We start from the raw sequence: 26538 nt of genomic DNA on the forward strand, positions 1-26538 counted from the left end.
GAACGACTACATCATCCGTTGGTATCTGGCAGGCAGTTTTAAACAGGCACGACTTTGCCCAAGAAAGGTAAATTGCGATAGCGCTGGCTGTAATCAATACCGTAACCAACAACGAAGGTATCTGGTACCTCGAAGCCAATCCACTTGGCGGCAACATCAACCTCACGACCAGATGGTTTGTCCAACAAGGTACAAATCTTCAGCGAGCGAGGGTTGCGTAATGCTAGCATCGCCAGGACTTTGCTTAGAGTGTGACCGGAATCGACGATATCTTCGATAATCAGCACATCCGCACCTTCGATGTCTTCGTCAAGGTCTTTCAATACTTTGACATCGCGAGTTGAACTCATGGCATTGCCGTAGCTCGAAACGGTCATAAAATCGAGTGTTACAGGCTGGTCAATCGCGCGCGCCAAGTCGGCCATAAAAATTACTGAACCGCGCAATAATCCAACTAAAATCAAATGCTCGCTACCGGCATAGTAAGTGCTGATCTCATCACCGAGCTCTTTCACTCGCTGTTGTAGTTCTTCGGCACTAATCATTTGCTCTACTTTATGTTCAATCATCTTATTTGCTCTTAAAAAACACTTGAATTTGAATGGCGTGCAGCCGTGTTAATCGTGTTGATAACCCCATCGCGGCATGAGCTCTTGTGGCACCTGTAAGTGATCCAGCAATCTTGCCACGATGAAATCGACCAAATCGTCAATGGACTTGGGGTTCTGATAGAACCCCGGAGCGGCGGGCATAATGGTCACCCCAAGTTTAGCCAACGACAACATATGCTCCAGATGAATAGCGGAGAATGGCGTTTCGCGTGGCACCAGAATAAGCTGCCCGCGTTCTTTAATCACCACATCGGCCGCACGTTCAATTAAGTTGTCACTCATACCAGTGGCGATCGCTGCTAACGATCCAGTTGAGCACGGGCATACCACCATTTGTTTTGGCGCAGCAGAACCTGAGGCAACCGGGGAAAACCACTGTTCCTTGCCAAATACTTGCAGCTGGCTGGGCTGGGCAGAAAAATAGTCGCTGAGAAATTGACTTGCTTGCTCTGGTGAAGCTGGAATTTTTAAGTCGTTTTCGGTTGCCAAAACGACCCGGGCAGCACTCGACATCAACACGAACACTTGTCGATTGGCAGCTAATAAGCACTGCAATAAACGCAGCGCATAAGGTGCGCCCGATGCACCGGTCAGTGCTACGGTAATTTGACCGTCAAAACTCATCCAAAACGCTCCTCAAGGGCCGTTAGCAATTTGCCATGAACACCGCCGAAACCGCCATTGCTCATTACCAGCAACTGATCGCCGGGCTCTGCCAATGCCACCAGTTGCGCCACTAACTCGTCCACATCCTCGGCAACTAAGCCTTGCTTTTGTTCTGCCAGCACGGCCTCGACCGACCATTCAATGCCGGGAGGCTGAAACAGTGCCACCACATCAGCTTGGTGCAAACTAGCCGCTAAAGTTTGTTGATGAATGCCCATTTTCATGGTGTTCGAGCGAGGCTCCAGCACTGCAATCAAACGGCCGCCCTCAATATGATTAGCTAATCCCGCGACCGTTGTTTTGATGGCCGTTGGGTGATGAGCAAAGTCATCATAAACCTTGATACCTGCAACCTCTCCGCGCAGCTCCAAGCGCCGTTTTGTGTTTACATATTGTGCGAGTGCCGCCAGGCTCACTTCGGGCGTGACGCCAACATGACGAGCAGCAGCAATTGCCATCACCGCATTACTTACGTTGTGTTCGCCAAGTAGATCCCACTTCAATGCAGCAAACCAATGACCTTGATATGCGACGCTAAACTCAGAGCCGTCAGCCTGCTCAAGTCGGTACTGCCAATCTTGTGACTCGCCAATCGTTTCGGTGTCGCTCCAGCAGCCTTGTGCTAGCACTCGTGCCAATGCTGGTTCACTGCTCGGATAGAGAATTCGCCCCTGACCGGGAACAGTTCGAATCAAATGATGAAACTGCCGTTCAATGGCCGCTAAATCATCAAATATATCGGCATGATCAAACTCGAGATTATTGAGAATAAGCGTGCGCGGATGGTAATGAACAAACTTAGAGCGCTTATCAAAGAATGCTGAATCATATTCATCGGCCTCAACGACAAAGAACGGTGTGTCTCCTAGCCGAGCAGAAACACCGAAATTCTGTGGAATACCACCGATGAGGAAGCCTGGCGCCATGCCAGCGTGTTCTAAGATCCATGCCAGCATACTCGAAGTGGTGGTTTTTCCATGAGTACCTGATACCGCCAACACCCACCTGTCCTGCAGTAAATAGCGATGAAGCCACTCTGGGCCAGACATAAATGGAATCCCCTGTTCCAGTACCGCTTCAACCGCAGGGTTACCACGCGACATGGCATTACCAATGACCACCAGATCAGGTTTTGGCTCTAGTTGTTGAGGATTGTAGCCTTGAGTCAGTTCAATACCGAGGGACTCGAGCTGAGTTGACATTGGCGGATAGACATTAGCATCGGAACCAGTGACTTTATGTCCCAACGCTTTAGCCAGTGCAGCAACGCCACCCATAAAAGTGCCGCAAATACCAAGAATATGCAGGTGCATCGTGAAGAAAACTCGCGAAATTGCAGCAAATCAACGCCGCAGCTAATGGATAGCCCTGTAGTTTATCAAAGCAGTGCAAACAACAACACCGAAACAGACAGGAGAACATTGGGCCGAAAAGGACCATTCGCTCAAATTCGAGCACGCGTACAATAAATCGCCTAGTTGTGTAATTTTTTTTCATTTTAACTGTAAAAAAAATTCAGCCTATGGCATGAATAACCTTTACACTAACAAGGAGATGTCAGCTATGGCAGGCATGACGACGCTGGGCGAGTTCATCGTACAGCAACAACACGCGTTCCCCCACGCAACCGGTGAGCTTTCTTCGCTTATCAGCGCCATTCGACTAGCAGCTAAAATCGTGAACCGCGAAATCAATCGAGCAGGGTTATCGCCTGATATTATTGGTGCCGCAGGAATCGAAAATGTTCAGGGTGAAGCTCAGCAAAAGTTAGATGTATTCGCCAATGACAAGTTTAAAGCAGCACTAAGTGCGCGAGGCGAGGTTTGCGGTATTGCCTCAGAAGAAGAAGACGAGTTTGTAATCTTTGATGATGAGCGCAGCAAAAATGCTAAGTATGTTGTGCTGATGGATCCTCTGGATGGCTCCTCAAACATCGACGTAAACGTTTCTGTTGGTACCATTTTCTCGATTTTCCGTCGAGTAACGCCAGCTGGCACACCAGTTACCGCAGCAGACTTCCTACAACCCGGCCACAATCAGGTTGCCGCAGGTTATGTCATCTACGGCTCTTCAACCATGTTGGTGTACACCACAGGCAATGGCGTTAACGGTTTTACCTACGATCCGACGCTGGGTGTATTTGCTTTATCGCATCCAAATTTGAAAATGCCAGAAACCGGTAACATCTATTCGATTAACGAAGGAAACTACATCAAATTCCCTAATGGTGTGAAAAAATACATTAAGTATTGCCAGGAACGCGATGATCAAACCAACCGGCCATACACCTCTCGTTATATTGGTTCGTTGGTATCAGATTTTCATCGTAACCTGTTGAAAGGTGGTATCTATATCTATCCCACCACGGAGTCTGCACCTCGCGGTAAACTGCGTTTGCTCTACGAGTGCAACCCAATAGCTTTCATCGCTGAGCAAGCCGGAGGCATTGCTTCTGATGGTGGCCGTCGGATCATGGATATTGAGCCTACAGAGCTACACCAACGTGAGCCTTTCTTCGTTGGCTCGCCGGAAATGATCCATAAAGCAGAAGAGTTTATGCGCGAGTACGCAGATTAATCTGTTGCTTTTGGCATCACTTGGCTGGTATTCAGAGTCGTCGCGGCTATAATGCTGCGACGAAAACTGATCCAACTTTGACGTGAAGGAAGCCACACATGAGTCTGAATGACGTACCTGCTGGCAAAGAACTGCCTGATGACATCTATGTCATCATTGAGATTCCAGCCAACGCTGACCCAATCAAATATGAAGTAGACAAAGATACTGGTGCTATTTTTGTTGACCGCCTAATGACAGCGCCTATGTTCTATCCTGCCAACTATGGCTACGTGAACAAAACTCTGTCTTTAGATGGTGATCCAGTTGATGTGTTGGTTCCTACACCACACCCATTGCTGCCAGGTTCAGTGATCCGCTGTCGTCCAGTTGGCGTGTTGAACATGACTGATGAGTCAGGTGAAGACGCTAAAATCATCGCAGTGCCTCATACCAAAATGAGCAAAGACTACGACGACATCAAAGACATCGACGATGTCTCTGAACTACTAAAGAACCAAATCCAGCACTTCTTTGAAAACTACAAAGCGCTGGAACCAGGCAAGTGGGTCAAAGTAGAAAACTGGGCTGATGCCGAAGCTGCTCGCCAAGAGATTTTGGAAAGCGCCAAGCGTTATCAAGCGGAAGCATAATCCTCTCTAGCTGCATCGCATGAACGAAAAAAGCCAACCTTCTGGTTGGCTTTTTTATGTCTCGCATTTGCCTAGGAGTCTTCAGTAATCACCACTCGCTGCAATTGATCATCAATTGACTCCACCGTCTCAGCGTACTTCTCTTTGATCTCCAAAACCTTTGCCAGTTCCTGAACAAATATTTCGACCAAATCAGGATCAAAGTGGGACCCTGCATCTTGTTGAATAACGTCAATGGCCTTTTCAACGGTCCAAGCCTTTTTGTATGGTCTTTCAGTGGTTAACGCATCAAACACATCGGCAATAGCCACGATTCTGGCTTCAATCGGAATATCCGTACCGGCGAGACCATTGGGGTAACCTGAGCCATCAAATTTCTCATGGTGGTTTTGGGCAATGATCTTTGCCATTTTGAGCAACTCAGAGTCATGGTCGCCGATAATCAATGCGCCGATTTCAGGGTGCTTGCGCATCGTCACCCATTCATCATCCGTCAGTCGCCCGGGCTTTAATAATATGCTGTCAGGAATACCAATTTTACCGATATCGTGCATTGGCGCGCTTTGCAGCAACAGGTCACAATAGTCCTCAGGCATTCCCATCGCTTCAGCGATGATACGTGAATAGTGACTCATTCGTACCACATGCATGCCAGTTTCATTGTCCTTGAACTCGGCTGCGCGGCCAAGGCGGCGGATAATCTGTAGCCGAGTTCCTTCAAGCGCCTTGGTTCGTTCAGCGACCAACGAATCGAGATAACGCTCTTGATCATAAAGAGCAAGGTGAGTTTTCACTCGCGCTTGGACCAAAGGAGGGCTAACTGGCTTGGTAATATAATCGACCGCACCGAGCTCAAAGCCTCGCGTTTCATCAGCCACATCACCTTTGGCGGTGACAAAGATAACGGGGATGCGTGCCGTCCTTGGGTTTTTCTTCAACTCTTGGCAGACTTCATAGCCATCCATTTCAGGCATCATGATATCAAGCAAGATGATATCTGGAGGTGAAGCATTGTCCGCCAGCTTGAGCGCTTTCATTCCGTTAGTTGCAACACGAATTTTGTAATTTTTTTTCAGAATACCCGCAATAACATCAAGGTTTTCTGGGGTATCATCGACCACTAAAACGGTTTGTTTAGTGACTTCATTCATGTCTATCTCCTGCCATCTATCATTAGCAATCACATTCAATCATTAACTGCTAACTGAAACGTGTCCTTTAACAGCTGTTCGGCTTCGTCAAAATCATAGCTATGAATGAGTTCAATCAACCGATTCCAGCCTGGGTTTGGGTAGCGCTCAGCTAAGTTTTCGGCCAAATCCACTGCATCTGCATCACTATCAGCCAGCAATAAAAGCAACCGCTGAAGCTGCTGTTGCGGAGGCATGGCAGATTCCTTTGGCACATCTGGTGTTTTGAGCTCACCCTGCCAAGCCTCGATGGCCTGACAAATACTTCCTGTCAGCGCTGCTATTGGGGTGATCGCTGCCAGAGCCGATTGAGGATTATCGGAGACCATCTGTTCCAATTCAGCTGCTTGTTGCTGCAACAATTCACACCCAATACTGCCACTTAACCCTTTAAACGTATGCGACAGCCTTTCAGCTTCTTCAATTTGCTTGTTATTTATTAAGTTTATAAATTCAGTGCTGAAGCCAGCATGGTGTTCGACAAAGCGTAGCAGCAATTTACGATATATTTTGACGCTACCCTGTACTCGTTGCAGCGCGAGGTCGACATTTAATTCAGGATGCGACGGCCAACTACTATGTTCAATAACCCGCGTGCTAGCGGCCCCCGATATATTCAGCCAGTGCAGCAAGGCTCGCTGTAACTGACTGACATCGATGGGCTTGGTAATATGGTCATTCATACCGGCAGCCAGGCACTTCTCCCGGTCTCCGGCCATGGCATTTGCTGTCATAGCCAACACTGGTAATTGCTGCCACTGCTCCCTTTTGCGGATTTGCTGGGTTGCCTCATAACCATCCATTACCGGCATCTGGCAGTCCATCAGTACTAAGTCGAAATCGTTGTTATCCAATGCTTCAAGCGCCAGCAAACCATTGTCGACGGCCCTGACATTGGTAAAGCCCAACTCCGCCATGATTTCCAATGCAACTTCTTGGTTCACTGGGTTGTCTTCAGCCAGCAATATCAATTTGCTTGCCAACACTTCAGGATCGACCTCAATATTGTCGAGGTCAGCCGATTGAGCCGGGTCATCCAAACGTTCACCGAATGCTTCCATAATGCCATCGAGCAAAGATGAAGGACTAATTGGCTTATGAAGCACTGTATGGAGGTTTAGCGCACGAAGTCGATCATCTAGTTCATCGTTGCCATAGGCTGTGATCATAATAATCCGCGCAGGCTCTTGCGCTTCCATCGCCAAAATTTGTTCGGCAACTTGCACCCCATCCATGCCCGGCATTTGCCAATCCAACAGCACCAGATCAATCTGATCGGGCTGGTATTTGTCGAGTGCTTCGTTGCCGTTGCTGGCACACGTCACTTGGAAACCAAAATTACGTAACAGCACTTCCAATACTTCCAAAGTATGAGCATTGTCATCCACCAGCAGAATGCGCTTGTTTAACAGTTGCTGACTTGGTTGGCTGCGTTGAACAACGCCATCGGACTGGTCAAAATGAGCAGTGAAAATAAAATCACTACCCCGTCCCAACTGACTTTCCACCCATATCTCACCATCCATCAAATGGCATAGTCGCCGACAAATCGCCAAGCCGAGGCCGGTGCCGCCATATTTGCGAGTGGTAGAGCTATCTGCCTGACTGAAGCTTTGAAACAGTTTACTGGTCTGCTCTGGCGACATACCAATGCCACTATCTCGCACCGTAAACTTAACTTGGTGCTTACCATTTGCCGCTGCTAGGTAAGCGACTTTCAACATGATTTCACCGTGCTTGGTAAATTTGAGCGCATTGCTAAACAAGTTAGTGAGGATTTGACCTAGCCGTAACGGATCGCCGCGCATCGCGCTCGGGACTTCCTTGGCCACTTCAAACATAATTTCGATGTTCTTATCTTGTGCTTGTGGGCCAAACATATCGCTTAGGCGTTCCAACACATCCTCAAGCTTGAAGTCGATTATTTCCAATTCGAGTTTGCCCGCCTCAATTTTGGAAAAGTCGAGAATATCGTTGATGATGTTCAGCAGCGCTGTCGCGGCATTGTCAATTTTGCGCACATAGTTGTGTTGTTTGGGATTCAAGGCGGTTTGCAAACACAGATGTGACATACCAATAATGGCATTCATCGGCGTTCGAATTTCATGGCTCATATTCGCCAAAAATTCACTCTTCGCTTGATTTGCCGAGTGGGCTTCATCGGTCGCTTGCTTGAGTTGCTCAGCCAGAATTTTCTGTTCGGTGATGTCATCAACAGTCATCACTGCAACGGCATCACTCGCGTCTTCGGTTGGCAAAGTAGTCACGCTCATATCACCCCAGCGCACATCATTGTCTAAGGTGACAAATTGCAATTGGGCATCGACACGTTCTCGCTCTCCAGCTAACAATGACTTGATTAAGCCGCTACATTCACTGTGCTGTGACGGGTGAATCAACTCAAGCAAGTGCATTTGTTTGAGTTGTTCCGCGCTATAACCAGCAAATTCGCTGAAGCGCTCGTTACAATTGACCAGGTTGCCACGGCCATCCATGTTGGTCATGCCGATGCCTGCATTGCTAAACAATGCCTTGAAATGAGCCTCACTGCGTGCACGGTCTTCATCAGCTCGCACCCGATCATCAATGTTTTGGATATAGCCGTTCCACTCCGCCGCCTCACCATCACGGAAAATCGGCATCGCAGTCCATTCGACCCAAATCCGCTGACCATTTGGCGAAGTAACCTGAATCTTGAGCGAAATCGGACGACGGTAGCTCTTACTGTCTGCCAGCGACAGCTCTAAACTTGCTCGGTCATCACCAGTTAGCAGACTGGTGAAGGCATTGAAACCTTTCATTAACTGCTCTTGCGGCAGCCCCAAAGTGCTCAAACTACCGATGCTCACAAAAGTAAATGCGTACTTAGCCTCTGTCACCTCGCGCAACTGAAAGACTGTGCCAGGCAGCGAGTTGGTGATGTTGGATAATAACTGCTGAGATTCTCTAAGCTCTTTTTGAGCTTGTTTTTGATCGGTGATTTCATTCATCGCACCGTCTAAGTAAAGCGGCGTATCGCCATCAAATACCGCTCGCCCTCTTTCATATAGCCAACGCTCCAGACCATTATTGTCAATAATGCGATATTGAATGTTGTAAGGTTCTTTACGACTAATTTTGTCTTCCACTTCGAGTTCTACAAACGGGCTGTCATCCGGGTGGATAATGCTAGCGAACGTGCGTTTTTCGTTGTTGATAAAATCGCTGGCTGGGTAGCCCGAAATGTCTTCGATATGATCACTGATGTACTCCATGGTCCAATGCTCATCCAATAGGCATCGATAGATAACCCCTGGCACATTAGCCACCATGGTTCTGAATCGCTGTTCACTTTGCTCTAGCCGCTGCTTGGCATGACGCTTTTCGGTGACATCGCGCAAGATGGCAACAGCGACCCGCTCTTTTTTCTGAGTTAGCGGCAGCAAGCTTAGTTTGACCTCAACCGGAAACTCTTTACCAGACTTACAAACAGCGAATAACTCCAACCCTTCGCCCATTTCTCGAGTCACCGGATGTTGGAAGAAACGACCGCGCTGACTCGGGTGATTGCTACGAAAACGCTCAGGTATCAGCAATTCGACTTTTTCGCCCACCAACTCGGCAGCGCGGTAGCCGAACAGATTGCAGCTTTGAGTGTTGGCATAGGTAATATGACCCTGCTCATTGACCAACAACAGCGCATCGGGCGAGGTTTCGATGACCGCTTGATACCATTCAGAAGTAGACAACTTTTCTGTCACATCGGTATACAACAATTCCACTGCAACAGCATTGTTGCTTTCATGGCAACCGTGCATCGAAACATCAAAGCGCACACTGTTGCCATTTCGGTGTTGCAGCGTTACCTGCTGTTCTGAAACATCTACGTGTTGCCCTTGCAGCAATAGTTGCAAGCTATCGATGTGGGGTTGATTGACCGGTTTGTCAGCTAAACGCTGACGTAAGTTGTTGCCAAATTCCGCCGCAGCTACGCCCAAAATCAATTCAACCGACTGGCTAACTTGAATCACTTTGCCATCTCGATCCAAGGCTACGTAAATGGCTCGGTAGCCCAACGAATCAATCAGTTCGGCAAACCTTTCTGCGCGCTCGGTGCGAATGGTTTGATCCTTTAAGCGCAACGACTTCGCCATATTGCTGACACTGCGCACCACCGCTTTGATTTCTCGTGGCCCGGCAACATCAATAGCCGTCGTCAAATTGCCCGTGGCCACTTCATTGATGGTATCTTGCAGCTTGACCAACGGCCGCGTCAGGCGCCGACTGATCAACACCCCCAATACAATTGTCACTAAGCCGAGTAACAGCACTTCCAGCAAGTCTTGCCAAAGTCGCTGATTGGCAACGGCAAAGAACGCTTGCTCTGGCGTCGTCATTACCACTAACCAATCAATGAACTCTACAGGTGCATAGGCCATCGAGTAGCCCTCACCATTGATCCGCACATGTTCAAAACCAGACTCGTGATTAAGCATGCCGTTGGCAATCGCGATAGCGGCACTATCGCGTTCCAACAATTGTGCTAACTGAGTACCATCAAACTCAACTGAATCGTCCTGATGAAAAATTTGTCCTTCGCGACTCACTATCAGTAGCTGCTCATGGTGCTGAGTCAAACGCGCGGATAGCGATTGAAGCGCAACGTCGGCAGTCACCACGCCTGCGACTTCCCCTTGCCAGTAAAACGGCGCACTGAAAGTGGTCATCACAACATTACCAGCACCTTCATCAAAATAAGGGCGAACCCAAATTTCACGCTCCATTTGTACCGGCAGCGTCCACCAATCATGGCTACCATCTTGATAGTCATAGCCATCAACGGCAATATCGATTCGCTTGGTGCGACCGTTATCTGCTCGATACACGTAAGGGCTGTAAAGGGTTCGACCGGGCAGCCGATTGGGAGCAAAAGCGATCGCCGACCCGTAAATCAAATCGTTGTGCTGAAGTTGCCAATACAACAACTGGTCGATGCGCTCTTCAGTCGTGTCCTGACCTTGAAGTTCAAGAAATCGCACCACTGCTTTGGTGGTTAATTTGGCCAGCCGGAATTGATCATTAAGCTGACTAGCAACATCTTCGGTGATTGCTTCTAAATGACTTTGCTGCTGCTTATTGAGACGCTGATGCTCAAGGTATATTTCGATGCCATCAAGTATCACGACAATCAATAAAATAGGAAAAGCGATCCAAAAAACGATGCGGCTTTGAAAAGAGTCCGTCGACAAACGCATGTAAGACACAGTCCTGTGAAAACCTACTGTCAACAGGTTAGGCAATAACTAAACATTTTTCATCTAACTAACCGAAAATAAAGATGAATTGTTTACCTAAACGCCACCGGTAAGTGGATTACTTTTGGCTTTGTTGAGGTGGATCGATTTGAATATAGAGTTGCTGTCCTTGATGAGAGTAAGGGCGCCAATACTGATTATTACAGGCGTAGTATTGATAGGGCCTCCGATACAATAAGCAGCCCGGCGGCATGGAGTAAACCCAATTGAGAATTTGCTGTTGGCGCAGCGCTTCATTCCAAGCATTTTGCTCAATCAACTCTTGTTTTAACGCCCACACATCAAATTCAGGATCGGAGCTTTTACGCACAACTATCTTGCCAGCAATAGCAGCAGTACAAAACAGCAAGCCCAACATTATTAGAAGGCAACGCATCACATGCCCCTTGGTTTTCAACCCAACATTAACTTTAGTTCGCATCCGCTCAATGCGCCTCGCAATTTGAAGATGCCAGCAACTTACACCGTTGCCACCTGCGCCCTTTTCAATCATTCTTGATGCAGGTATCGAAACTAGCAGCAAAGGAACAGCATGGCTTCAGAACCACAAAAAAATAGTGCAATAACTGGTGCCAGAGCCGCACTGCAACAAACTGGAGTGACCCTATCAATCACTGGGACAACTTTGGAACAGCGGCTCGACAAACGCCTGCAACAACGCCAACTTCAGTATCAAAAAAACTTAGAAGCCATTCTATCCAAAGGCTTGCGCTTGATTGAGAAGGCTGCAACCGATCAACCGCTGGATTCAGATTGGCTCGACTGTTTTTTGTCGTTGGCAGAGAAAAGTTCCAACAGTGATATGCAGGCTCTTTGGGCCAGCATCTTCGCTAAAGAGTCATGCCACGCAGGCAGTTTCAGTATCCGCAGCTTACGGACATTAAGCGAAATGACACGCAAAGATGCGCAGTTGTTTCAGCAAGCGGTCGCCTTACATAGCCGTACTCCAGGGGATCGCTCTTGTAAGATTATCATAGGCTATCACTATGAAACTTGGGGATTTTTCTCAGACAACCATTCGGAAGCGCTAAGCCTCAATCAATTTGGCTTACCCTATTCTGGAATTCTTTGGCTGATGGAGCATGGCCTGCTGTTCAATAGCGATCTCGAAACTAGTCCATTATCGCCCAAGCAAGAATATCAAATTAGACTTACAGGGCAGCTACATAGCTTTACCCCAACGGTCAACAAGCTAAAACTACGCTATTACCGATTTACCCCTGTTGGTGATGAATTGGCCCCATTGATCGGCAACATCAAACACGAAGCTTACCATCAAGCACTGCTCACTATGTTTGCCAAAGTAATGAAACCAACCGCAGCAAAAACAAATTAGCAGCAATGTTTTGCGCCAACAATCGACAATAGAGCTAGTCTGATAGATACAGTTGTTAAATGAATGGAGTTATAAATGAAGCTCATTGGTATGCTTGATTCGCCATACGTTCGCCGTGTCGCGATTTCAATGCAATTACTGAACATCGAGTTCGAACATCAATCACTGTCAGTATTCCGAGACTTTGACGAGTTTCAGCGGATCAGCCCTACCGTAAAAGCGCCAACATTGGTTTGCAATAACGGCCGTTTACTCACGGATTCTAACTTGATTTTGAGCTATCTCGAGGCAATTGCTGGCAATAGCAGGACATTGATGCCACAAGGTATTTCAGAATACCAGCTAGCACTTCACATCGTTGGCCTTGCTCTTACCGCATGTGAGAAAAGTGTCCAAATAGTCTATGAGCAACAATTAAGACCTGATGATAAGCAGCATCAGCCTTGGATTGATCGTGTCCAAGGCCAATTATTGCATTGCTATCAACTATTAGAGCAGGAACTGTCAAAGAGTAATCTGGCAAAACGCAGTGATGATATTCGCCAGACCGGTATCACCGTAGCCTGCGCTTGGTACTTCACTCAACATATGATCCCTGGGGTCATCGACCCAGAGCAATTCCCTTTGCTCTCTCGCTACTCCGCCACGGTTGAACAATTGCCGGAGTTTCAAGCTGCGTCATATCATAAAGTTTGATAGCGGCCGCGGCTTTGCCATAAAAAAACACCGCCGATTGGCGGTGTTTTTTTACGCTCGAGCTCCAGTGAAGGAGCGAAGCAGAAGATTACTCTTCAGCTTCAATTACTACTTTAACAGTTGCAGTAACGTCTGAGTGTACTTGTACGTCGATGTCGTACTCACCCAGGTTACGTAGCGTGCCCAGTGGCAAACGTACTTCAGATTTAGCAACTTCAACGCCAGCAGCGGTGATAGCTTCAGCCAAATCACGAGTACCGATAGAACCGAACAGCTTACCTTCATCACCTGCTTTAGAGGCGATGACAACGCTTTCGAGTTCAGCCAGTTTGGCAGCGCGTGCTTCGGCAGCAGCTAGCTCGTCAGCCAGTTTTGCTTCCAGTTCTGCACGACGTCCTTCAAACAAAGCAACGTTTTCTTTGTTAGCAACTACTGCTTTGCCTTGAGGCAGCAGAAAGTTACGAGCGTAACCAGCTTTAACGGTTACTTCATCACCCAGGCTGCCCAGGTTAGCGATTTTATCAAGTAGGATAACTTGCATTTTAATCTCTCCTATTTAGCAGGGCTTACTTGTGGCCATCAGTGTATGGCAACAGTGCCAGGTAGCGAGCGCGCTTGATAGCACGAGCCAGCTGACGCTGATACTTAGCACTGGTACCAGTGATACGGCTTGGTACGATTTTGCCACTTTCAGTGATGTAGCTTTTCAAAGTAGCAATATCTTTGTAATCGATCTCGGTTACGCCATCCGCTGTGAAGCGGCAAAATTTACGACGACGGAAAAAACGAGCCATGAGGCTATCTCCTAGTTAATCTGTTCAATGCTTCTGGCATGCAACACCAAGCGGGTTAAGCCGTTGGCGGTTTTTTGCTGGCTAATAAAGCCGCTTACTCTTACTTGCATTGCCGTTGTCAAAGACGCTGTTTGCGTCTGCAGCTCTTCGCCACTTGCCACCACTTGAATCCGACACCACGCTCGGCGCGGTCTGTTGGCTTCTTGCTGCTCCGACTCATGGTCGAGCGAAAAGTGGCAATGGTGAATCCCTGCGGGGCTTACACTGTGCTGCGGTGCTCGGCTAATAACGCCGCTCAACACCAGCCAGTTATCGGCCATTACTCTTCAGCGCTAGCTTCTGCAGCTGGTGCTTCTTCAGTTTTCGCAGGACGCTCTTCACGAGGAGCACGCTCTTCACGAGACGCACGCTCTTCTTTTGCTTTCGCCATTGGCGAAGGCTCAGTCACAGCATCTTTGGTACGCATGATCACATTGCGGATCACAGCATCGTTGTAGCGGAAACCAGTTTCCAGCTCATCGATTACAGCTTGGTTAGCTTCAACGTTCAGCAACACATAGTGAGCTTTGTGCAGCTTGTTGATTGGGTAAGCCAGTTGACGGCGGCCCCAGTCTTCTAGACGGTGAACTTTACCACCATCAGCTTCGATCAGGCCGGTATAACGTTCAACCATACCAGGAACCTGTTCGCTTTGGTCTGGATGGACCATAAATACGATTTCGTAATGACGCATGTTTGCTCCTTACGGATTATTAGCTTCGTTAGGCTCAGTCACACCACATAGAAGCAAGGAACTAAAGTTAGTTTGACTGATTTAAGGGCGCGTAGTGTACAGAAAGCAAACACCAACCGCAACTGCTCTGATGGAATATTGCAACTCCCGAATTTGGCTCAAATTTGTTAACCTAGCGCGACTTTTTTCAGAAGGTGTTATTCGTCTCAATGATGTTGCGTAGCCGAATGGTTCGATCGTGGGTTTTATTAGTACTGCTGGCACTGCCATCAGTAGCTCTCGCTGCAAACAAAACAGCGCAGTCGGTAGAGCAATTGTTGCAGCAGTTTGATGACTACTTTCTCACCCAAATGAAAAAACACAAAGTGCCCGGTGGCGCTTATGCCATTGTTTATGGTGATCAAGTGCTTCGCCTGCGACCTTACGGAGTAAGGAAGCAGCGCAGCTCCGCAGCAGTCGATATTCATACCACCTTTCGCCTTGCTTCAGTGTCGAAGACCTTTGCTGCCACATTGGCCGCCAAGCAAGCTCATAGCGGTGCGTTTAAATGGTCTGATCCGGTATTGGACTATGTGCCGGAGCTGCAATTTAAAACCCAGGGGCATGCAGAAAAACTAGAGGTGAAAAACCTCCTCAGTCACACCAGTGGTCTGGTTCCCAATGCTTATGACAACCTCATTGAAGCAGGCCAGTCGCTGCCAAAAATCTTGCCTCAGTTCAAAAAGCTCAAACCTCTTTGTAAGCCCGGCCAGTGCTATGGTTATCAAAACGTGCTGTACAGCATGATTGAACAAGTCATTGAGCAGACTAATCCGCTTTCTTATGAGGACTTGATGCAACGCGACATCTTCAATCCTCTAGGAATGAAGCATGCCAGCCTTGGCCGCGATGCTTTTATCAACAATCCCAACCATGCCACCGGTCATCTCAAATTAAAGCGTGGCTGGTACCCAAAGAGCCCAAAACGCGACTATTACAACTTCCCCGCTGCTGCCGGCGTTAATGCCAGCATTCTCGACATGAGTAAGTGGCTAGTGGCGCAGCTGGGGCACCGTCCTGATGTGCTATCTCACGATGTATTGTTGGATATGCAGCAAGCCAATATCACTACCAGAAGAGACTTAAAACGACGCCAGTGGCGCAATTACCTGAAACGAGCTGAATATGGTTTAGGCTGGCGATTGTACGACTTTGCAGGCACGGATTTGGTATACCATGGCGGCTGGGTTGCCGGTTTTCGCGCCGACTTGGCTTACGCTCCCGAACTCGATATTGGTGTTGTCGTGTTGCTGAATGCCGAGTCTCACGCCATTAATTTTGTTACCACCCGGTTTTGGGACATGATGACCCAGCCAAATTCACTCAGCTTGTTGGCAGAACACAAACCGGCCCCTGAGCGGCGTCAGCAATCAACGTTATTGTTGCGCAATGCTCATATTCAGCCCTATCGCAGTCACGAACTTTAGCTGCCATGCTGGACGCCAAAACCATCTCCCTCTAGACTCCTGTATGACGCATCACGGACGGTGCCAACAGACAAAAAGGATTTTGTTCATGAAATACCCACTTCTATTCGTGGCATTGCTGCTATCAACAGTGAGCTTGCCATCGACGGCTTTGGTCTCAGAATGGGCCGAGTTTGAGATCCACAATGGCCATATTGTTATCCCAGTAGAAATTCAAGGCGTGAATGGTCATGCCGTTCTTGATTCAGGCGCCAATATTAATGCCATCAATGAATTGTTCATCAACAGCAAAGAGTTAGATGTTGATCGCGGACGAAAGATACGCATCTCTGGTGTATTCGGTACCGAAACCAAATCCATGATTAACAATGTCAATATCAACTTATTTGGTGTCGATAAAGAGTTCGACAGCATGGTTGAAATGACTCTTCCAGGCAGCTACGCAAATATCTTGCTAGGAAAACCTTTTCTCGATCACTTCGTGATTCAGATTGACTACCCTGGCGAGCGACTACGGTTGATCACCCGCGATAGTATCGATTTGAAAAAGCATCAAAATGTCACCGCGGACATTGACCCGGTTTCGGGGTTGCCGCTGATTCAAGCTCAACTGAATGGCGAAGAAGAAGCCTGGCTACTATTGGATACCGGCAATAATTCAGGCATTTTGCTGAGACGCTCGGTGGCCACTCGCCATAGCTGGTTGGAGAAATTCCCATCGGATTTGGCCTTGTCGTCTGGCATCAATAAGACAGCGATTATGGAGGGCTTTAGTATTCCGTCTTTGCAACTCGGTCCATTTGAGCTCGAAAATGTGCTGATTACTGTGCCATCTGCTGGCCATGCGTTTCCTGTTCCAAAGTCAATCAATTCCCATGGTAGCAGAGCGCTAAAAAGCAAAACCTATGAAGGCATCTTGGGGTTTGATGTGTTACGCCATTTTATTCTGACGTTGGATCTAAAGAAGGGCTACGCCCACTTCGCACTCCCTGAGTGAAGGCTAAGCAAACGACAAAGGGCCCCATTAGAGGGCCCTTTTTCGTGATTCACTAATATCTATGCGATTGGTGCTTTTTTCTTCTGCAGTTTCAAGTGAACCGCCAACTCTTCTGCCGCAATCACTTCACTGCTACCTTCAAGATCTGGGAATACAGCGACATCGATGACATCATTTTCCATTCCCGGCAACCACTTCTGTTCCCAATCTTCCAGCGAAATAGCCAGTGGCTCCAAACCTTGCCACTCTTCAACGGAAGCAGCTTTAGCAAAGACTTCCAGCGGCCACACTGGCAGTAGCTGTTCGCCGTCACTGTCCACTATCAAACAACCTTGATCATCGGAGAGTGCCCAAACTTGTTTGTGCTTAACGGCTAATCCAAGGAACAAATCAAAACGCTGTTCTTCATTTTGTTGTCCCCATTCTGTAATTTGTTGTTCTGAGTATTCACTCATGCTTATGCTCCTAGCCGTTGACGCACGACTTCATACAAACAAATGCCGGTAGCCACCGACACATTTAAACTACTAACAGCTCCAGCCATCGGCAGCTTCACTAACTCGTCACAGTTTTCCCGAGTGAGTCGGCGCATGCCCTTGCCTTCGGCTCCCATAACCAAGCCCATTGGCCCTCGCAACTTGCAGTCAAATAGGCTTTGCTCGGCCTCACCCGCAGTACCAACTAACCAGATCCCCTGCTCCTGCAAAAAGCGCATGGTGCGAGCTAAATTTGTGACTTGCACTAAGGGTACGGTTTCTGCCGCGCCACAGGCCACTTTTCTCACCGTTGGGTTTAAACTGGCAGACTTATCTTTTGGCACGATCACAGCATCAACACCAGCGGCATCGGCCGTTCGTAAACATGCACCTAAGTTATGCGGATCGGTGACACCATCAAGCAGCAATAACAACGGTTGATCGTTGGTTGCTAAAATGGCATCGAGATCGGCTTCATTCGCGATCTTGGCGGGTTTGATGCGTGCCAGTACCCCTTGGTGGTTTTCACCTTTGGCACGATCATCGAGGGTCCTACGGGGTACAAACTGGATGCTAACACCATGCTGCCGAGCTAGCCCAACCATGGCTTGGAAAGCATCGTCATCACGACCTTTCAGACACCACAGTTCAACCACTCGCAGCGGTGCTGCATCTAAAATAGCGCGCACGGCGTGAATGCCGAACACTGATTCAAGTTGACTCATGTATTACTTTTTCTTGCGTTTTTTGGCGGCGCTTGCGCCTTTGCCTTTTGCTTTTGACTTGCCTTTCGGCCCTTTAGACTTCTTACTTTTTGCCAATGCTGCACCGGCAGCCGCCACCGCAGCTCTGGCAGAGCCCGGTTTTGGCTTGGCGATGCCTGTATCGTTCCATACGCCCTTATTGGCACTTGCTTTCTTCGCGCCGCCTTTGGCTTTTGATTTACTTTTCGATTTCGTTCCTTTGCGGCTTGCCGATTGACCGGCGAGTACAAAGTCGATCATTTTGTCATCGAGATTGACCGCTGCAACCTGAACTTCAACAACATCGCCGATGCGATAGCTTTTGCCCGAGGCGTTGCCAACGAGTCGCTGACGGGCACCATCAAAATTGTAGTAGTCATTTTGTAGGCTGGAGATATGGACTAAACCATCGATGTGTAGCTCATCCAAACGGACAAAGAAGCCAAAGCTCGTAACAGAGGCAATCACGCCAGTGAATTCATCACCAACATGGTCTTGCATGTACTCGCATTTAAGCCAGCTATCGACGTCTCGAGTGGCCTCATCGGCTCGACGTTCTGCCATCGAACAGTGAGGACCAAAATAGTCCATGTCTTCATCAAAATAGTGGTAACCGCCAATGGGCGTCCAACGATCAGGCACTTCACCGTGCTCTTTGGCAATCAAGTATTTGATCGTCCGGTGTAGCAACAAATCCGGATAACGCCGGATTGGCGAAGTGAAGTGAGCATAGGATTTCAGTGCTAAACCGAAGTGGCCAATATTCTCGGCATCGTAAACCGCCTGCCGCATGGAGCGAAGCAGCATGGTTTGAATCAGCTCTGCGTCCGGCCGATCAGCAGCTCGTTCCAGCAAATCGGCATAGTGCTTGGGCGTGGGTTCCATTTCACCGCCAAGGTGCAACCCTAGTTCACCAAGGAAATTTCGGAAGTTGGTTAAACGTTCTTCACCCGGCGAATCATGGACCCGGAACAGCGAAGCAGCTTTGTGCTTCTCAACATATTTTGCAGCCGAGACATTGGCTAAGATCATACACTCTTCGATGATCTTATGAGCATCATTGCGAACAACTGGAACAATGTGGTCAATCTTACGGAAGGCGTTGAAGATGAACTTAGTTTCAACTGTTTCAAGACCCAATGCGCCGCGCTCAACACGAGCAGCATGCAAGGCCTGATAGAGATGATGAAGTTGAGTAATATGCCCCACCAATGGCTGATAGCGCTCAATTAATTCGGCATCACCATCTAAAATCGCCGCCACTTTGGTGTAGGTCAGGCGAGCTTTGGACTCCATCACCGCCGGATAAAACTTATAACCAGACAGCGCCCCGCGCTCGCTAACGGTCATTTCGCAAACCATACACAAGCGGTCCACTTCTGGATTCAGTGAGCACAAGCCATTAGAGAGCTGTTCTGGCAACATTGGGATCACTTGCTGCGGGAAATAGACCGAGGTTGCCCGATTGACGGCTTCGTCATCGAGAGCATTGCCGGGCCGGACGTAATAGCTGACATCGGCAATTGCTACCCACAAGCGCCAGCCACCACTGCGCTTGCGTTCACAATAAACGGCATCATCAAAGTCACGGGCATCTTCACCATCAATGGTGACCAAAGGTAAATGGCGCAAGTCAATTCGGCCATTGCCGTACTTATCTTTTTCCGGCACCGCTTCAGGGATGCCCTTGACCGCACGGGTGACCGCTTTAGGCCATTTATGTGGAATTTCGTGACGCCGAATAGCGGTTTCGATTTCCATCCCAGGCGCCATGTGTTCACCAAGAATTTCGGTGACTTTGCCGATGGCATGCTGGCGCTGATTAGGCCGTTGCACTAATTCAACGACGACGACATGACCTTGGCGAGCGCCCTTGCTATCGTCTTTGGGAATAACAATGTCTTGATTAAGGCGATTATCATCCGGCACCACAAAACCAGTGCCCTTTTCAACAAAGTAGCGCCCCACAATGCTGCGTTTAGCATCTTCCAACAAGCGAACAATGCGGCATTCCATCCGGCCTTTTCGGTCGTGCTTGGTCGGCAAGATCAGCACTTTATCACCATGCAACACAGCCAACATTTGCCGCGGCGGAATAAAGTAATCGGAGCCACCCTCATCAGGGCGAGCAAAGCCATGGCCATCGCGATGGCCAATCACAGTTGCGTTAATAACGCCCATCTTTTCAGGTAAGGCGTAGCATTTACTGCGTGTAAACACTAACTGACCATCACGTTCCATAGCCCGCAGGCGACGCCGCAACGCTTCTTGCTGCTCTTCATCTGCAAGCTTAAGATGCTTTTCAATTTGGGAACGATTGAGTGGCTCGGGTTGGTCCTGCAATAGCTGCAGAATCAGTTCCCGCGAAGCGATAGGTCGGTCGTATTTTTTAGCTTCTCGATCCTGATGCGGATCTTGATAGTGTTTGGATTTACTCACGCTGGCTCGTCAATTAGGCCTGATAGCGCTGAGTATACCTTATGGAGTCAATTAGCAACGAAGAAAATGCACGCAAATTAACGCTCTAGCGGTCCTTGCGCTTGTTTGACCAATTCCTCTGGCATTTTATTGGCTAATTGAGCCAGTAACTCACCTGCTCGCTGTTGCTGCGCCCGGTCAGCAATCACTGCGTTGTGCAACCAATGATAGACATCATAATAAGCGGATGGGTCGCCATACCCTTCTAAGTACAATTCAACCAATTGCATTTGTGCCTTGATATGGCCGGTCGATGATGCGGTGTAGAGATATTCAGCCGCGCGGGTTTTATTGGGGCGAACAAACTTACCTTGGGCATAGTACCTGCCTAATTGCTCTAAGCCCGCAGGCAAACCTTGTTTAGCAGCCATCTCAACGTACAGCATGCCTAACTCGGCGTCGCGCTCAATACATACGCCGTACAGCAGCATGTCACCGTAGAGAAACTGATAAGCCGGTACTTTCATCTTTTCTGCACGCGCTTTGATGTCCTCCACCAGCTGGCAGTCATCGTCGCGCACGCGTTTGAGGTGTTCATTGTCGTTGATGAGCTCCAACAACTCATCTTGCGAATAGATTTGCACCGCAGACAAAATTGAATCAGCTTGAACCGACGAGCAGGCCATTGCCACAGTCAATGTGACTGCCTTTAGAAGATTGAGAACTGACCTTGCCATAGCGAAAGAAACCATCCGAGCAAACGATAAAACTACTTATAACGTTTGTATCGACAATTACCAATTTTTCTTGAGGCCAGCTCTCACACAATCATGAAATGAAGCAAACAATCACGACTAATCTAGGCAACATCCTCTGCCGCTAGCGGTTGCTGTAGTCGCATCGCAACCACATCGCCAATCACCAGTAGCGCCGGCGATTGAATTGATTGTTCAGCAATGGTGTCAGCTAGGTTGTTCAGTTGGCACTCAACCACCCGCTGCGCAGGCGTACAGCCTTTTTCAATAATGGCAACTGGGGTGCCGGCGGCACGACCATGCTTGATCAGCTCGGCAGCGATTTTGGCGGCTTTAAACAGACCCATATAAACCACCACAGTGCTATTGGTAACAGCCATTTGTGCCCAATCAGGGGATTTACCTGCAGCTTTGCAGTAGCCAGTGACTACGGTAGCACTTTGGGCAACATCTCGGTGCGTCAGTGGAATACCGGCATAAGCCGCACAGCCAGAGGCTGCGGTAATCCCCGGAATCACCTCAACGTGATGACCGCTATCGAGCAACACCTGCATTTCTTCAGCGCCACGGCCGAAGATAAACGGATCGCCACCTTTGAGGCGCACTACCCGTTGTCCGGTCGCTGCAACTTTCAATAGCAACTGATTAATCGCATCTTGGGTCATGCTGTGCTGACCTGCGCGTTTGCCAACGCAATAGCGCTGGCAACTGGCAGGCAACAGCGACAAGATCTGCTCTGATACCAAATAGTCATACAGCACGATTTCCGCTTGTTGGATGCGAAGTAGTGCGTTGATGGTCAACAAGCCAACATCACCCGGGCCAGCACCGACCAATGATATCGCTGCCGTTGGCGGCGACAGCAACTGGCCGGGGATCTGCAATAACTGGGAATGGACCATTAGATACCGTCCCCGTCGACATTCGATTCGTGTAGACCACACTCGCGCTTGAGGCCAAAGAAACGCGTTTCTTCTTCCGTCATTCCGACTTCTAGCGGGCGGCTGGTATGAGCATCACCAACCGAGACATAACCTTTGTCCCACAATGGGTGGTACGGTAAGCCATACTCTTTCAAGTAGTAATGCACGTCTTTGTTGCTCCAATCGATGATCGGTAGCATCTTGAAGCGACCTTTGACGGTATCCACCACTGGCAGTTCGCTGCGCGTACTGGACTGACTGCGACGCAATCCTGAATACCAAGTGCCGACGTTGAGCTCTTCAAGAGCGCGCTGCATCGGTTCAACCTTATTCATGCGGTTGTATTTGTCGATGCCTTCAACGCCTTCTTCCCATAAACGGCCATAACGGGCTTCTTGCCATACCGGGCTGATCGGGTTGCGATAGATCTTAAGATTCAAATTAAGACGTTGCTGCAACTGATCAATAAACTGATAGGTTTCAGTGAACAAATAGCCGGTATCGACCAATATCACCGGAATATCAGGCTGCTGCTCCACCAGCATGTGCAACAACACCGCCGACTGGATACCAAAACTGGACGACAGGACTTGGGTACCAGGCAAATGCTCCAAGCCCCAAGCCACGCGCTCCTGCGCACTCAGCGATTCTAAGTGGCCGTTAATGGCGGCCAACTCAGAACGCTGTGCTGCTGGAGACAGCGTTGATAAGGATTTAAGCTGGGATTGCGCCAACATCATGGAAGTCCTTTGCTGAGTCGACCACAGGGGCGATAATGCCGCTGCGAACAACGAAATCACCAAAGCGTTCTGCTCCGTCGCGCTCCTGCAACCAACGACCCACTAACTCATCGATAATGCTGAGAATTTCGCTGTCGCTGATGTTTTCTTTGTGCAGACGTGGAATACGCTCGCCGTTGTGAGTGCCGCCGAGATACAGGTTGTATTTACCCGGACCTTTACCCACCAGACCAATTTCCGCCAACATGGCGCGGCCACAGCCGTTTGGACAGCCGGTGACACGGGTGATGATGGACTCTTCTGGAGCGCCATGTTTGGCCAAAATACCTTCAATATCAGTAACAAAGCTTGGCAACATGCGTTCCGCTTCAGCCATCGCCAGCGGGCAGGTTGGAAACGCCACACAAGCCATCGAACTCTTGCGCTGATTACTGGTATCGTCGTCCAACAAGCCGTGCTCGCGAGCCAGTTGCTCAATCACATCTTTTTGTTCAGCAGGCACACCTGCAATGACCAAGTTTTGGTTGGCGGTCATGCGGAAATCACCTTGATGAATTTCAGCAATCTTGCGCATACCGGTTTTCAGTGGCTTGTTTGGAAAGTCGAGAATTCGGCCATTTTCAATGAATAAAGTCAGGTGATGCTTGCCATCGATGCCTTCAACCCAGCCAAAGCGGTCGCCGCGCTCAGTAAATTCGTACGGACGACTGTCTTCGAACTTAATGCTGGCACGAGATTCAACTTCCGCTTTGAATACGTCAGCGCCAACACGCTCGAGGGTGTACTTGGTTTTGGCATTCTTGCGGTTGACTCGGTTGCCCAAATCGCGCTGCGTGGTAACAACCGCAGCGGCAACATCCAAGGTTGCTTCGAGTGGAATAAAGCCAAAATCAGTCGCTTTGCGCGGATAAGTTGCCGTGTCACCATGGGTCATCGCCAAACCGCCACCAACCAGAACATTGAAGCCGATGAGCTTGCCGCCTTCAGCGATGGCAATAAAGTTCAAATCATTGGCGTGAACATCAACGTCATTTAGCGGTGGAATAGCAACTGTGGTTTTGAACTTACGTGGTAAGTAAGTTGAACCCAAAATCGGCTCTTCGGTTGTGACTGCTTTTTCGCCGTTCAACCAAATCTCGGCGTAGGCATTGGTTTTTGGCAACAAATGCTTAGAGATTTTGGTAGCCCACTGATAAGCCTCGGCATGTACTTCAGACTCAATCGGGTTCGAGGTACACAACACATTACGGTTGACGTCACCTGCGGTAGCAATGGAGTCAATACCCATGTCGTTTAGTGTTTGATGCATCAACTTCATGTTGCGCTTCAATACACCGTGAAACTGAAAGGTCTGCCGTGTCGTCAGGCGGATGCTGCCATAAATGGTCTTGTCTTCAGCAAACTGATCGATACCCAACCACTGCTTCGGCTGGATAATACCGCCCGGCAAACGAGCGCGAAGCATTACCGTATGCAACGGCTCTAATTTTTGTTTGGCGCGCTCGGCACGAATGTCGCGATCGTCCTGCTGATACATGCCATGAAAGCGGATCAGCTGAAAGTTATCGGCGCTGAAACCACCGGTAATTTGATCATTCAGTTCTTCGGCAATGGTACCGCGCAAAAAATTACTTTCTCGCTTCAGGCGCTCGTTGTCAGCCAGCTTGCCCTGAACTTGTAAGTCTTCGATGTTAATGTCGCTCATTAGTACACATCCCGTTGATAACGCTTGGCTTTACGCAGATCAGTGAGATATTGCTGCGCGTCTTCTTCTGATTTACCGCCATGCTGTTGGATGACAGTTTGCAAGGCCTGATGGACATCTTTAGCCATATGATTGGCGTCGCCACAGACATAAACGTGAGCGCCTTTTTCTAGCCACTGATATAGCTCGGCACCTTGCTCAACAATGCGGTGTTGGACATAGACTTTTTCGGCTTGATCGCGTGACCATGCAACGTCCATACGACCTAACACGCCGGACTTGAGATAAGACTGCCATTCCACCTGATAGAGGAAGTCCTGGGTAAAGTGTGGATTGCCAAAGAACATCCAGCTGTTGCCTTCAATGCCGTCCGCTTCACGCTGCTGCATAAAGGCACGGAATGGCGCAACACCTGTACCTGGGCCAATCATCACAATCGGTGTTTCTGGGTTTTCCGGTAAACGGAAATTGTTGTTGTGTTCGATGAAGACTTTGACATCACCGCCTTCTTCCAATCGTTCAGACAGGAAACCAGACGCGCCGCCCATGTGTTCTTGGCCGTGGGCATCGTAACGAACCACGCCAACGGTGAGGTGAACTTCTTCGTCAACTTCCGCTTGGCTCGAAGCAATAGAGTAAAGTCGCGGCGCCATCTTGCGAAGCGCACCGGTAAGTTGCTCAACGGTCAACTCCAGCGGGTAATCACGAACGATATCAATGATCTGACGATCGGCAATGTAGTCACGCAACTTGCCAGCATCGGCAGCTAACTCAGCTAAGCCTTTTTCGCCGGTCGCTTCAGCAACAGCTTTGATAAAGCCGGGGTAGCTTAGGGTCAGCTCATAATCTTCAATCAGCGCTTGGCGTAGCGACTTGCCATCAACGTCTGTACCACCGTCGGCTTTGACCAAAGAGAGCAGTTCGTCAACTAAGGCTTCATCATTCTGGAACCAGACACCGAGCGCATCGCCAGGTTGGTATTGCAAACCCGATCCTTCCAGATCGATTTCGATATGGCGAATATCCTTGATCGAATCACGACCCGTAATCTTTTGGTTGGTGAGCAAGCTTGCGTTGTATGGGTTCTTTTTGTTGAACTGGCTCGCGGCTGGCGCTGCAGCAGTTGCTGCTGCCACAGGCGTCGCAGCAACACTCGTCAGCGACTTAGCTTCAGCGACAACCTTATCGATCCACTCCGCAACTGCATCATCGTAATCAACATCGCAATCGACCCGTGGTACGAACGACTCAGCACCGAGTTTGCCCAAGCGCTCATCAAAGTCCTTACCGGTTTGGCAGAAGAACTCATAGCTTGAATCACCCAAACCCAACACAGAATAACGAGCGCCATCAAGTTTCGGTGCTTTCTTGCCAACTAAGAAACCGTGCAGCTCCTCGGCATCATCGGGCGGCTCACCCTCACCGTGGGTCGACGCAACGATGGCAAGCAGCTTCTCGTTTTTCAGTTTATTTGGTTTGTAATCGCCCATGCTAAAGACGTCAGCGGCCACTCCAGCGGCATCCGCTTTTTCTTTAAGCTGTTTGGCAACACCTTCGGCATTACCAGTTTGCGATCCGTACAGAATGGTGAGCTTGGCGCTATCTGCCGCTGGCGCAGCAGCAACTGGCGCCTCACCTGTGCTGACACCGGTTTGGCTTAACGCAGCCAAGTAGCCACTGACCCAGCTTATTTGCAGAGGTGACATCCCAGCCAGAGCCTGTTGCAGCAGGCTTAATTGTTGGTCCGTTAAAGGACTGGTGAGTCCGTTTAATTGCATGGCGGTTA

At 49.0% G+C, this 26538-nt stretch carries 24 protein-coding genes; 6 read left to right on the forward strand and 18 right to left on the reverse strand.

Going from position 1 to position 26538, the window contains the following annotated elements:
• Positions 1-38 precede the first annotated feature (38 nt).
• From hpt to mpl, 3 genes are read right to left on the reverse strand one after another with little or no spacing between them, the layout of a single operon-like run.
• A complete protein-coding gene (hpt, locus tag CBE68_RS12460; RefSeq protein ID WP_087506491.1) occupies positions 39-566 on the reverse strand; it encodes a hypoxanthine phosphoribosyltransferase in 528 nt (175 codons plus the stop codon).
• Positions 567-617: 51 nt separating this feature from the next.
• The gene (locus CBE68_RS12465) at positions 618-1235 is read right to left on the reverse strand and encodes a flavin prenyltransferase UbiX (RefSeq protein ID WP_087506426.1); all 618 of its coding nucleotides are present in this window, start codon (positions 1233-1235) and stop codon (positions 618-620) included.
• On the reverse strand, positions 1232-2590 hold the full coding sequence (gene mpl / locus CBE68_RS12470; RefSeq protein ID WP_087506427.1) for a UDP-N-acetylmuramate:L-alanyl-gamma-D-glutamyl-meso-diaminopimelate ligase: 1359 nt from the start codon (positions 2588-2590) through the stop codon (positions 1232-1234). The genes CBE68_RS12465 and mpl overlap by 4 nt, the downstream gene beginning before the upstream one ends.
• A 259-nt stretch (positions 2591-2849) precedes the next feature.
• Here mpl and fbp point away from each other — a divergent pair, with 259 nt between their 5' ends.
• Both fbp and ppa read left to right on the forward strand, forming a co-directional pair.
• Positions 2850-3854 carry a class 1 fructose-bisphosphatase gene (gene fbp, locus CBE68_RS12475; protein ID WP_229744733.1) on the forward strand — a complete coding sequence of 335 codons (1005 nt, stop codon included), beginning with the start codon at positions 2850-2852 and terminating at the stop codon, positions 3852-3854.
• A 98-nt stretch (positions 3855-3952) separates the two neighbouring features.
• Positions 3953-4486 (forward strand): inorganic diphosphatase, encoded by a 534-nt coding sequence (ppa, locus tag CBE68_RS12480; RefSeq protein WP_087506428.1) that lies wholly within the window; start codon positions 3953-3955, stop codon positions 4484-4486.
• Positions 4487-4557: 71 nt separating this feature from the next.
• Here ppa and CBE68_RS12485 read toward each other — a convergent pair whose 3' ends face one another.
• The 3 genes from CBE68_RS12485 to CBE68_RS12495 all read right to left on the reverse strand — a co-directional run bounded on the left by CBE68_RS12485 (position 4558) and on the right by CBE68_RS12495 (position 11346).
• Entirely contained in the window at positions 4558-5637 is a 1080-nt protein-coding gene (locus CBE68_RS12485) for a response regulator (protein ID WP_087506429.1), read from the reverse strand.
• A gap of 35 nt (positions 5638-5672) precedes the next feature.
• Positions 5673-10910, reverse strand: a complete 5238-nt coding sequence (locus CBE68_RS12490) for a PAS domain S-box protein (RefSeq protein ID WP_087506430.1) — start codon at positions 10908-10910, stop codon at positions 5673-5675.
• A gap of 118 nt (positions 10911-11028) precedes the next feature.
• A complete protein-coding gene (locus CBE68_RS12495; protein WP_143824553.1) occupies positions 11029-11346 on the reverse strand; it encodes a hypothetical protein in 318 nt (105 codons plus the stop codon).
• A gap of 156 nt (positions 11347-11502) precedes the next feature.
• On the opposite strand from CBE68_RS12495, the gene CBE68_RS12500 reads away from it, so the two are divergent.
• Both CBE68_RS12500 and CBE68_RS12505 read left to right on the forward strand, forming a co-directional pair.
• Positions 11503-12306 (forward strand): TIGR03899 family protein, encoded by an 804-nt coding sequence (locus CBE68_RS12500; protein WP_087506432.1) that lies wholly within the window; start codon positions 11503-11505, stop codon positions 12304-12306.
• A 75-nt stretch (positions 12307-12381) separates the two neighbouring features.
• Positions 12382-13002 carry a glutathione S-transferase gene (locus tag CBE68_RS12505; RefSeq protein WP_087506433.1) on the forward strand — a complete coding sequence of 207 codons (621 nt, stop codon included), beginning with the start codon at positions 12382-12384 and terminating at the stop codon, positions 13000-13002.
• A gap of 88 nt (positions 13003-13090) precedes the next feature.
• Here CBE68_RS12505 and rplI read toward each other — a convergent pair whose 3' ends face one another.
• Genes rplI through rpsF form a run of 4 tightly spaced genes read right to left on the reverse strand, consistent with a single transcriptional unit; the run spans position 13091 to position 14529 of the window.
• Positions 13091-13543 (reverse strand): 50S ribosomal protein L9, encoded by a 453-nt coding sequence (gene rplI / locus CBE68_RS12510; RefSeq protein ID WP_087506434.1) that lies wholly within the window; start codon positions 13541-13543, stop codon positions 13091-13093.
• Between the two features lie 25 nt (positions 13544-13568).
• Positions 13569-13796: a 30S ribosomal protein S18 gene (rpsR, locus tag CBE68_RS12515; protein WP_087506435.1), complete on the reverse strand. Its 228-nt coding sequence runs from the start codon at positions 13794-13796 to the stop codon at positions 13569-13571.
• A gap of 11 nt (positions 13797-13807) precedes the next feature.
• On the reverse strand, positions 13808-14116 hold the full coding sequence (gene priB / locus CBE68_RS12520) for a primosomal replication protein N (protein WP_087506436.1): 309 nt from the start codon (positions 14114-14116) through the stop codon (positions 13808-13810).
• On the reverse strand, positions 14116-14529 hold the full coding sequence (gene rpsF, locus CBE68_RS12525) for a 30S ribosomal protein S6 (RefSeq protein ID WP_087506437.1): 414 nt from the start codon (positions 14527-14529) through the stop codon (positions 14116-14118). Before rpsF ends, priB begins: the two co-directional genes overlap by 1 nt.
• A 209-nt stretch (positions 14530-14738) precedes the next feature.
• Between rpsF and CBE68_RS12530 the strand changes: the two genes are divergently transcribed.
• Positions 14739-15995 carry a serine hydrolase domain-containing protein gene (locus CBE68_RS12530; RefSeq protein WP_087506438.1) on the forward strand — a complete coding sequence of 419 codons (1257 nt, stop codon included), beginning with the start codon at positions 14739-14741 and terminating at the stop codon, positions 15993-15995.
• A gap of 88 nt (positions 15996-16083) precedes the next feature.
• Positions 16084-16992, forward strand: coding sequence for a pepsin/retropepsin-like aspartic protease family protein (locus tag CBE68_RS12535; protein WP_158100598.1), 909 nt, complete (start codon positions 16084-16086; stop codon positions 16990-16992).
• Between the two features lie 59 nt (positions 16993-17051).
• Here CBE68_RS12535 and CBE68_RS12540 read toward each other — a convergent pair whose 3' ends face one another.
• The 8 genes from CBE68_RS12540 to CBE68_RS12575 form a co-directional block, all read right to left on the reverse strand.
• On the reverse strand, positions 17052-17447 hold the full coding sequence (locus tag CBE68_RS12540) for a DUF2750 domain-containing protein (protein ID WP_087506440.1): 396 nt from the start codon (positions 17445-17447) through the stop codon (positions 17052-17054).
• Between the two features lie 2 nt (positions 17448-17449).
• A complete protein-coding gene (gene rlmB / locus CBE68_RS12545; protein WP_087506441.1) occupies positions 17450-18193 on the reverse strand; it encodes a 23S rRNA (guanosine(2251)-2'-O)-methyltransferase RlmB in 744 nt (247 codons plus the stop codon).
• A 3-nt stretch (positions 18194-18196) separates the two neighbouring features.
• Positions 18197-20650, reverse strand: a complete 2454-nt coding sequence (rnr, locus tag CBE68_RS12550) for a ribonuclease R (RefSeq protein WP_087506442.1) — start codon at positions 20648-20650, stop codon at positions 18197-18199.
• Between the two features lie 77 nt (positions 20651-20727).
• Entirely contained in the window at positions 20728-21366 is a 639-nt protein-coding gene (locus tag CBE68_RS12555) for a tetratricopeptide repeat protein (RefSeq protein WP_229744729.1), read from the reverse strand.
• A 122-nt stretch (positions 21367-21488) separates the two neighbouring features.
• Positions 21489-22286, reverse strand: a complete 798-nt coding sequence (gene cobA, locus CBE68_RS12560) for a uroporphyrinogen-III C-methyltransferase (RefSeq protein WP_087506444.1) — start codon at positions 22284-22286, stop codon at positions 21489-21491.
• Positions 22286-23044 (reverse strand): phosphoadenylyl-sulfate reductase, encoded by a 759-nt coding sequence (locus CBE68_RS12565; RefSeq protein WP_087506493.1) that lies wholly within the window; start codon positions 23042-23044, stop codon positions 22286-22288. Before CBE68_RS12565 ends, cobA begins: the two co-directional genes overlap by 1 nt.
• Complete coding sequence (gene cysI, locus CBE68_RS12570; RefSeq protein ID WP_087506445.1) at positions 23022-24752, reverse strand: assimilatory sulfite reductase (NADPH) hemoprotein subunit; 1731 nt, start codon at positions 24750-24752, stop codon at positions 23022-23024. Before cysI ends, CBE68_RS12565 begins: the two co-directional genes overlap by 23 nt.
• Positions 24752-26530 carry an assimilatory sulfite reductase (NADPH) flavoprotein subunit gene (locus CBE68_RS12575; RefSeq protein WP_087506446.1) on the reverse strand — a complete coding sequence of 593 codons (1779 nt, stop codon included), beginning with the start codon at positions 26528-26530 and terminating at the stop codon, positions 24752-24754. The genes cysI and CBE68_RS12575 overlap by 1 nt, the downstream gene beginning before the upstream one ends.
• Between the last annotated feature and the right edge of the window lie 8 nt (positions 26531-26538).

The sequence above is a fragment of the Neiella marina genome, assembly GCF_002165625.1.
Lineage (GTDB): Bacteria > Pseudomonadota > Gammaproteobacteria > Enterobacterales > Neiellaceae > Neiella > Neiella marina.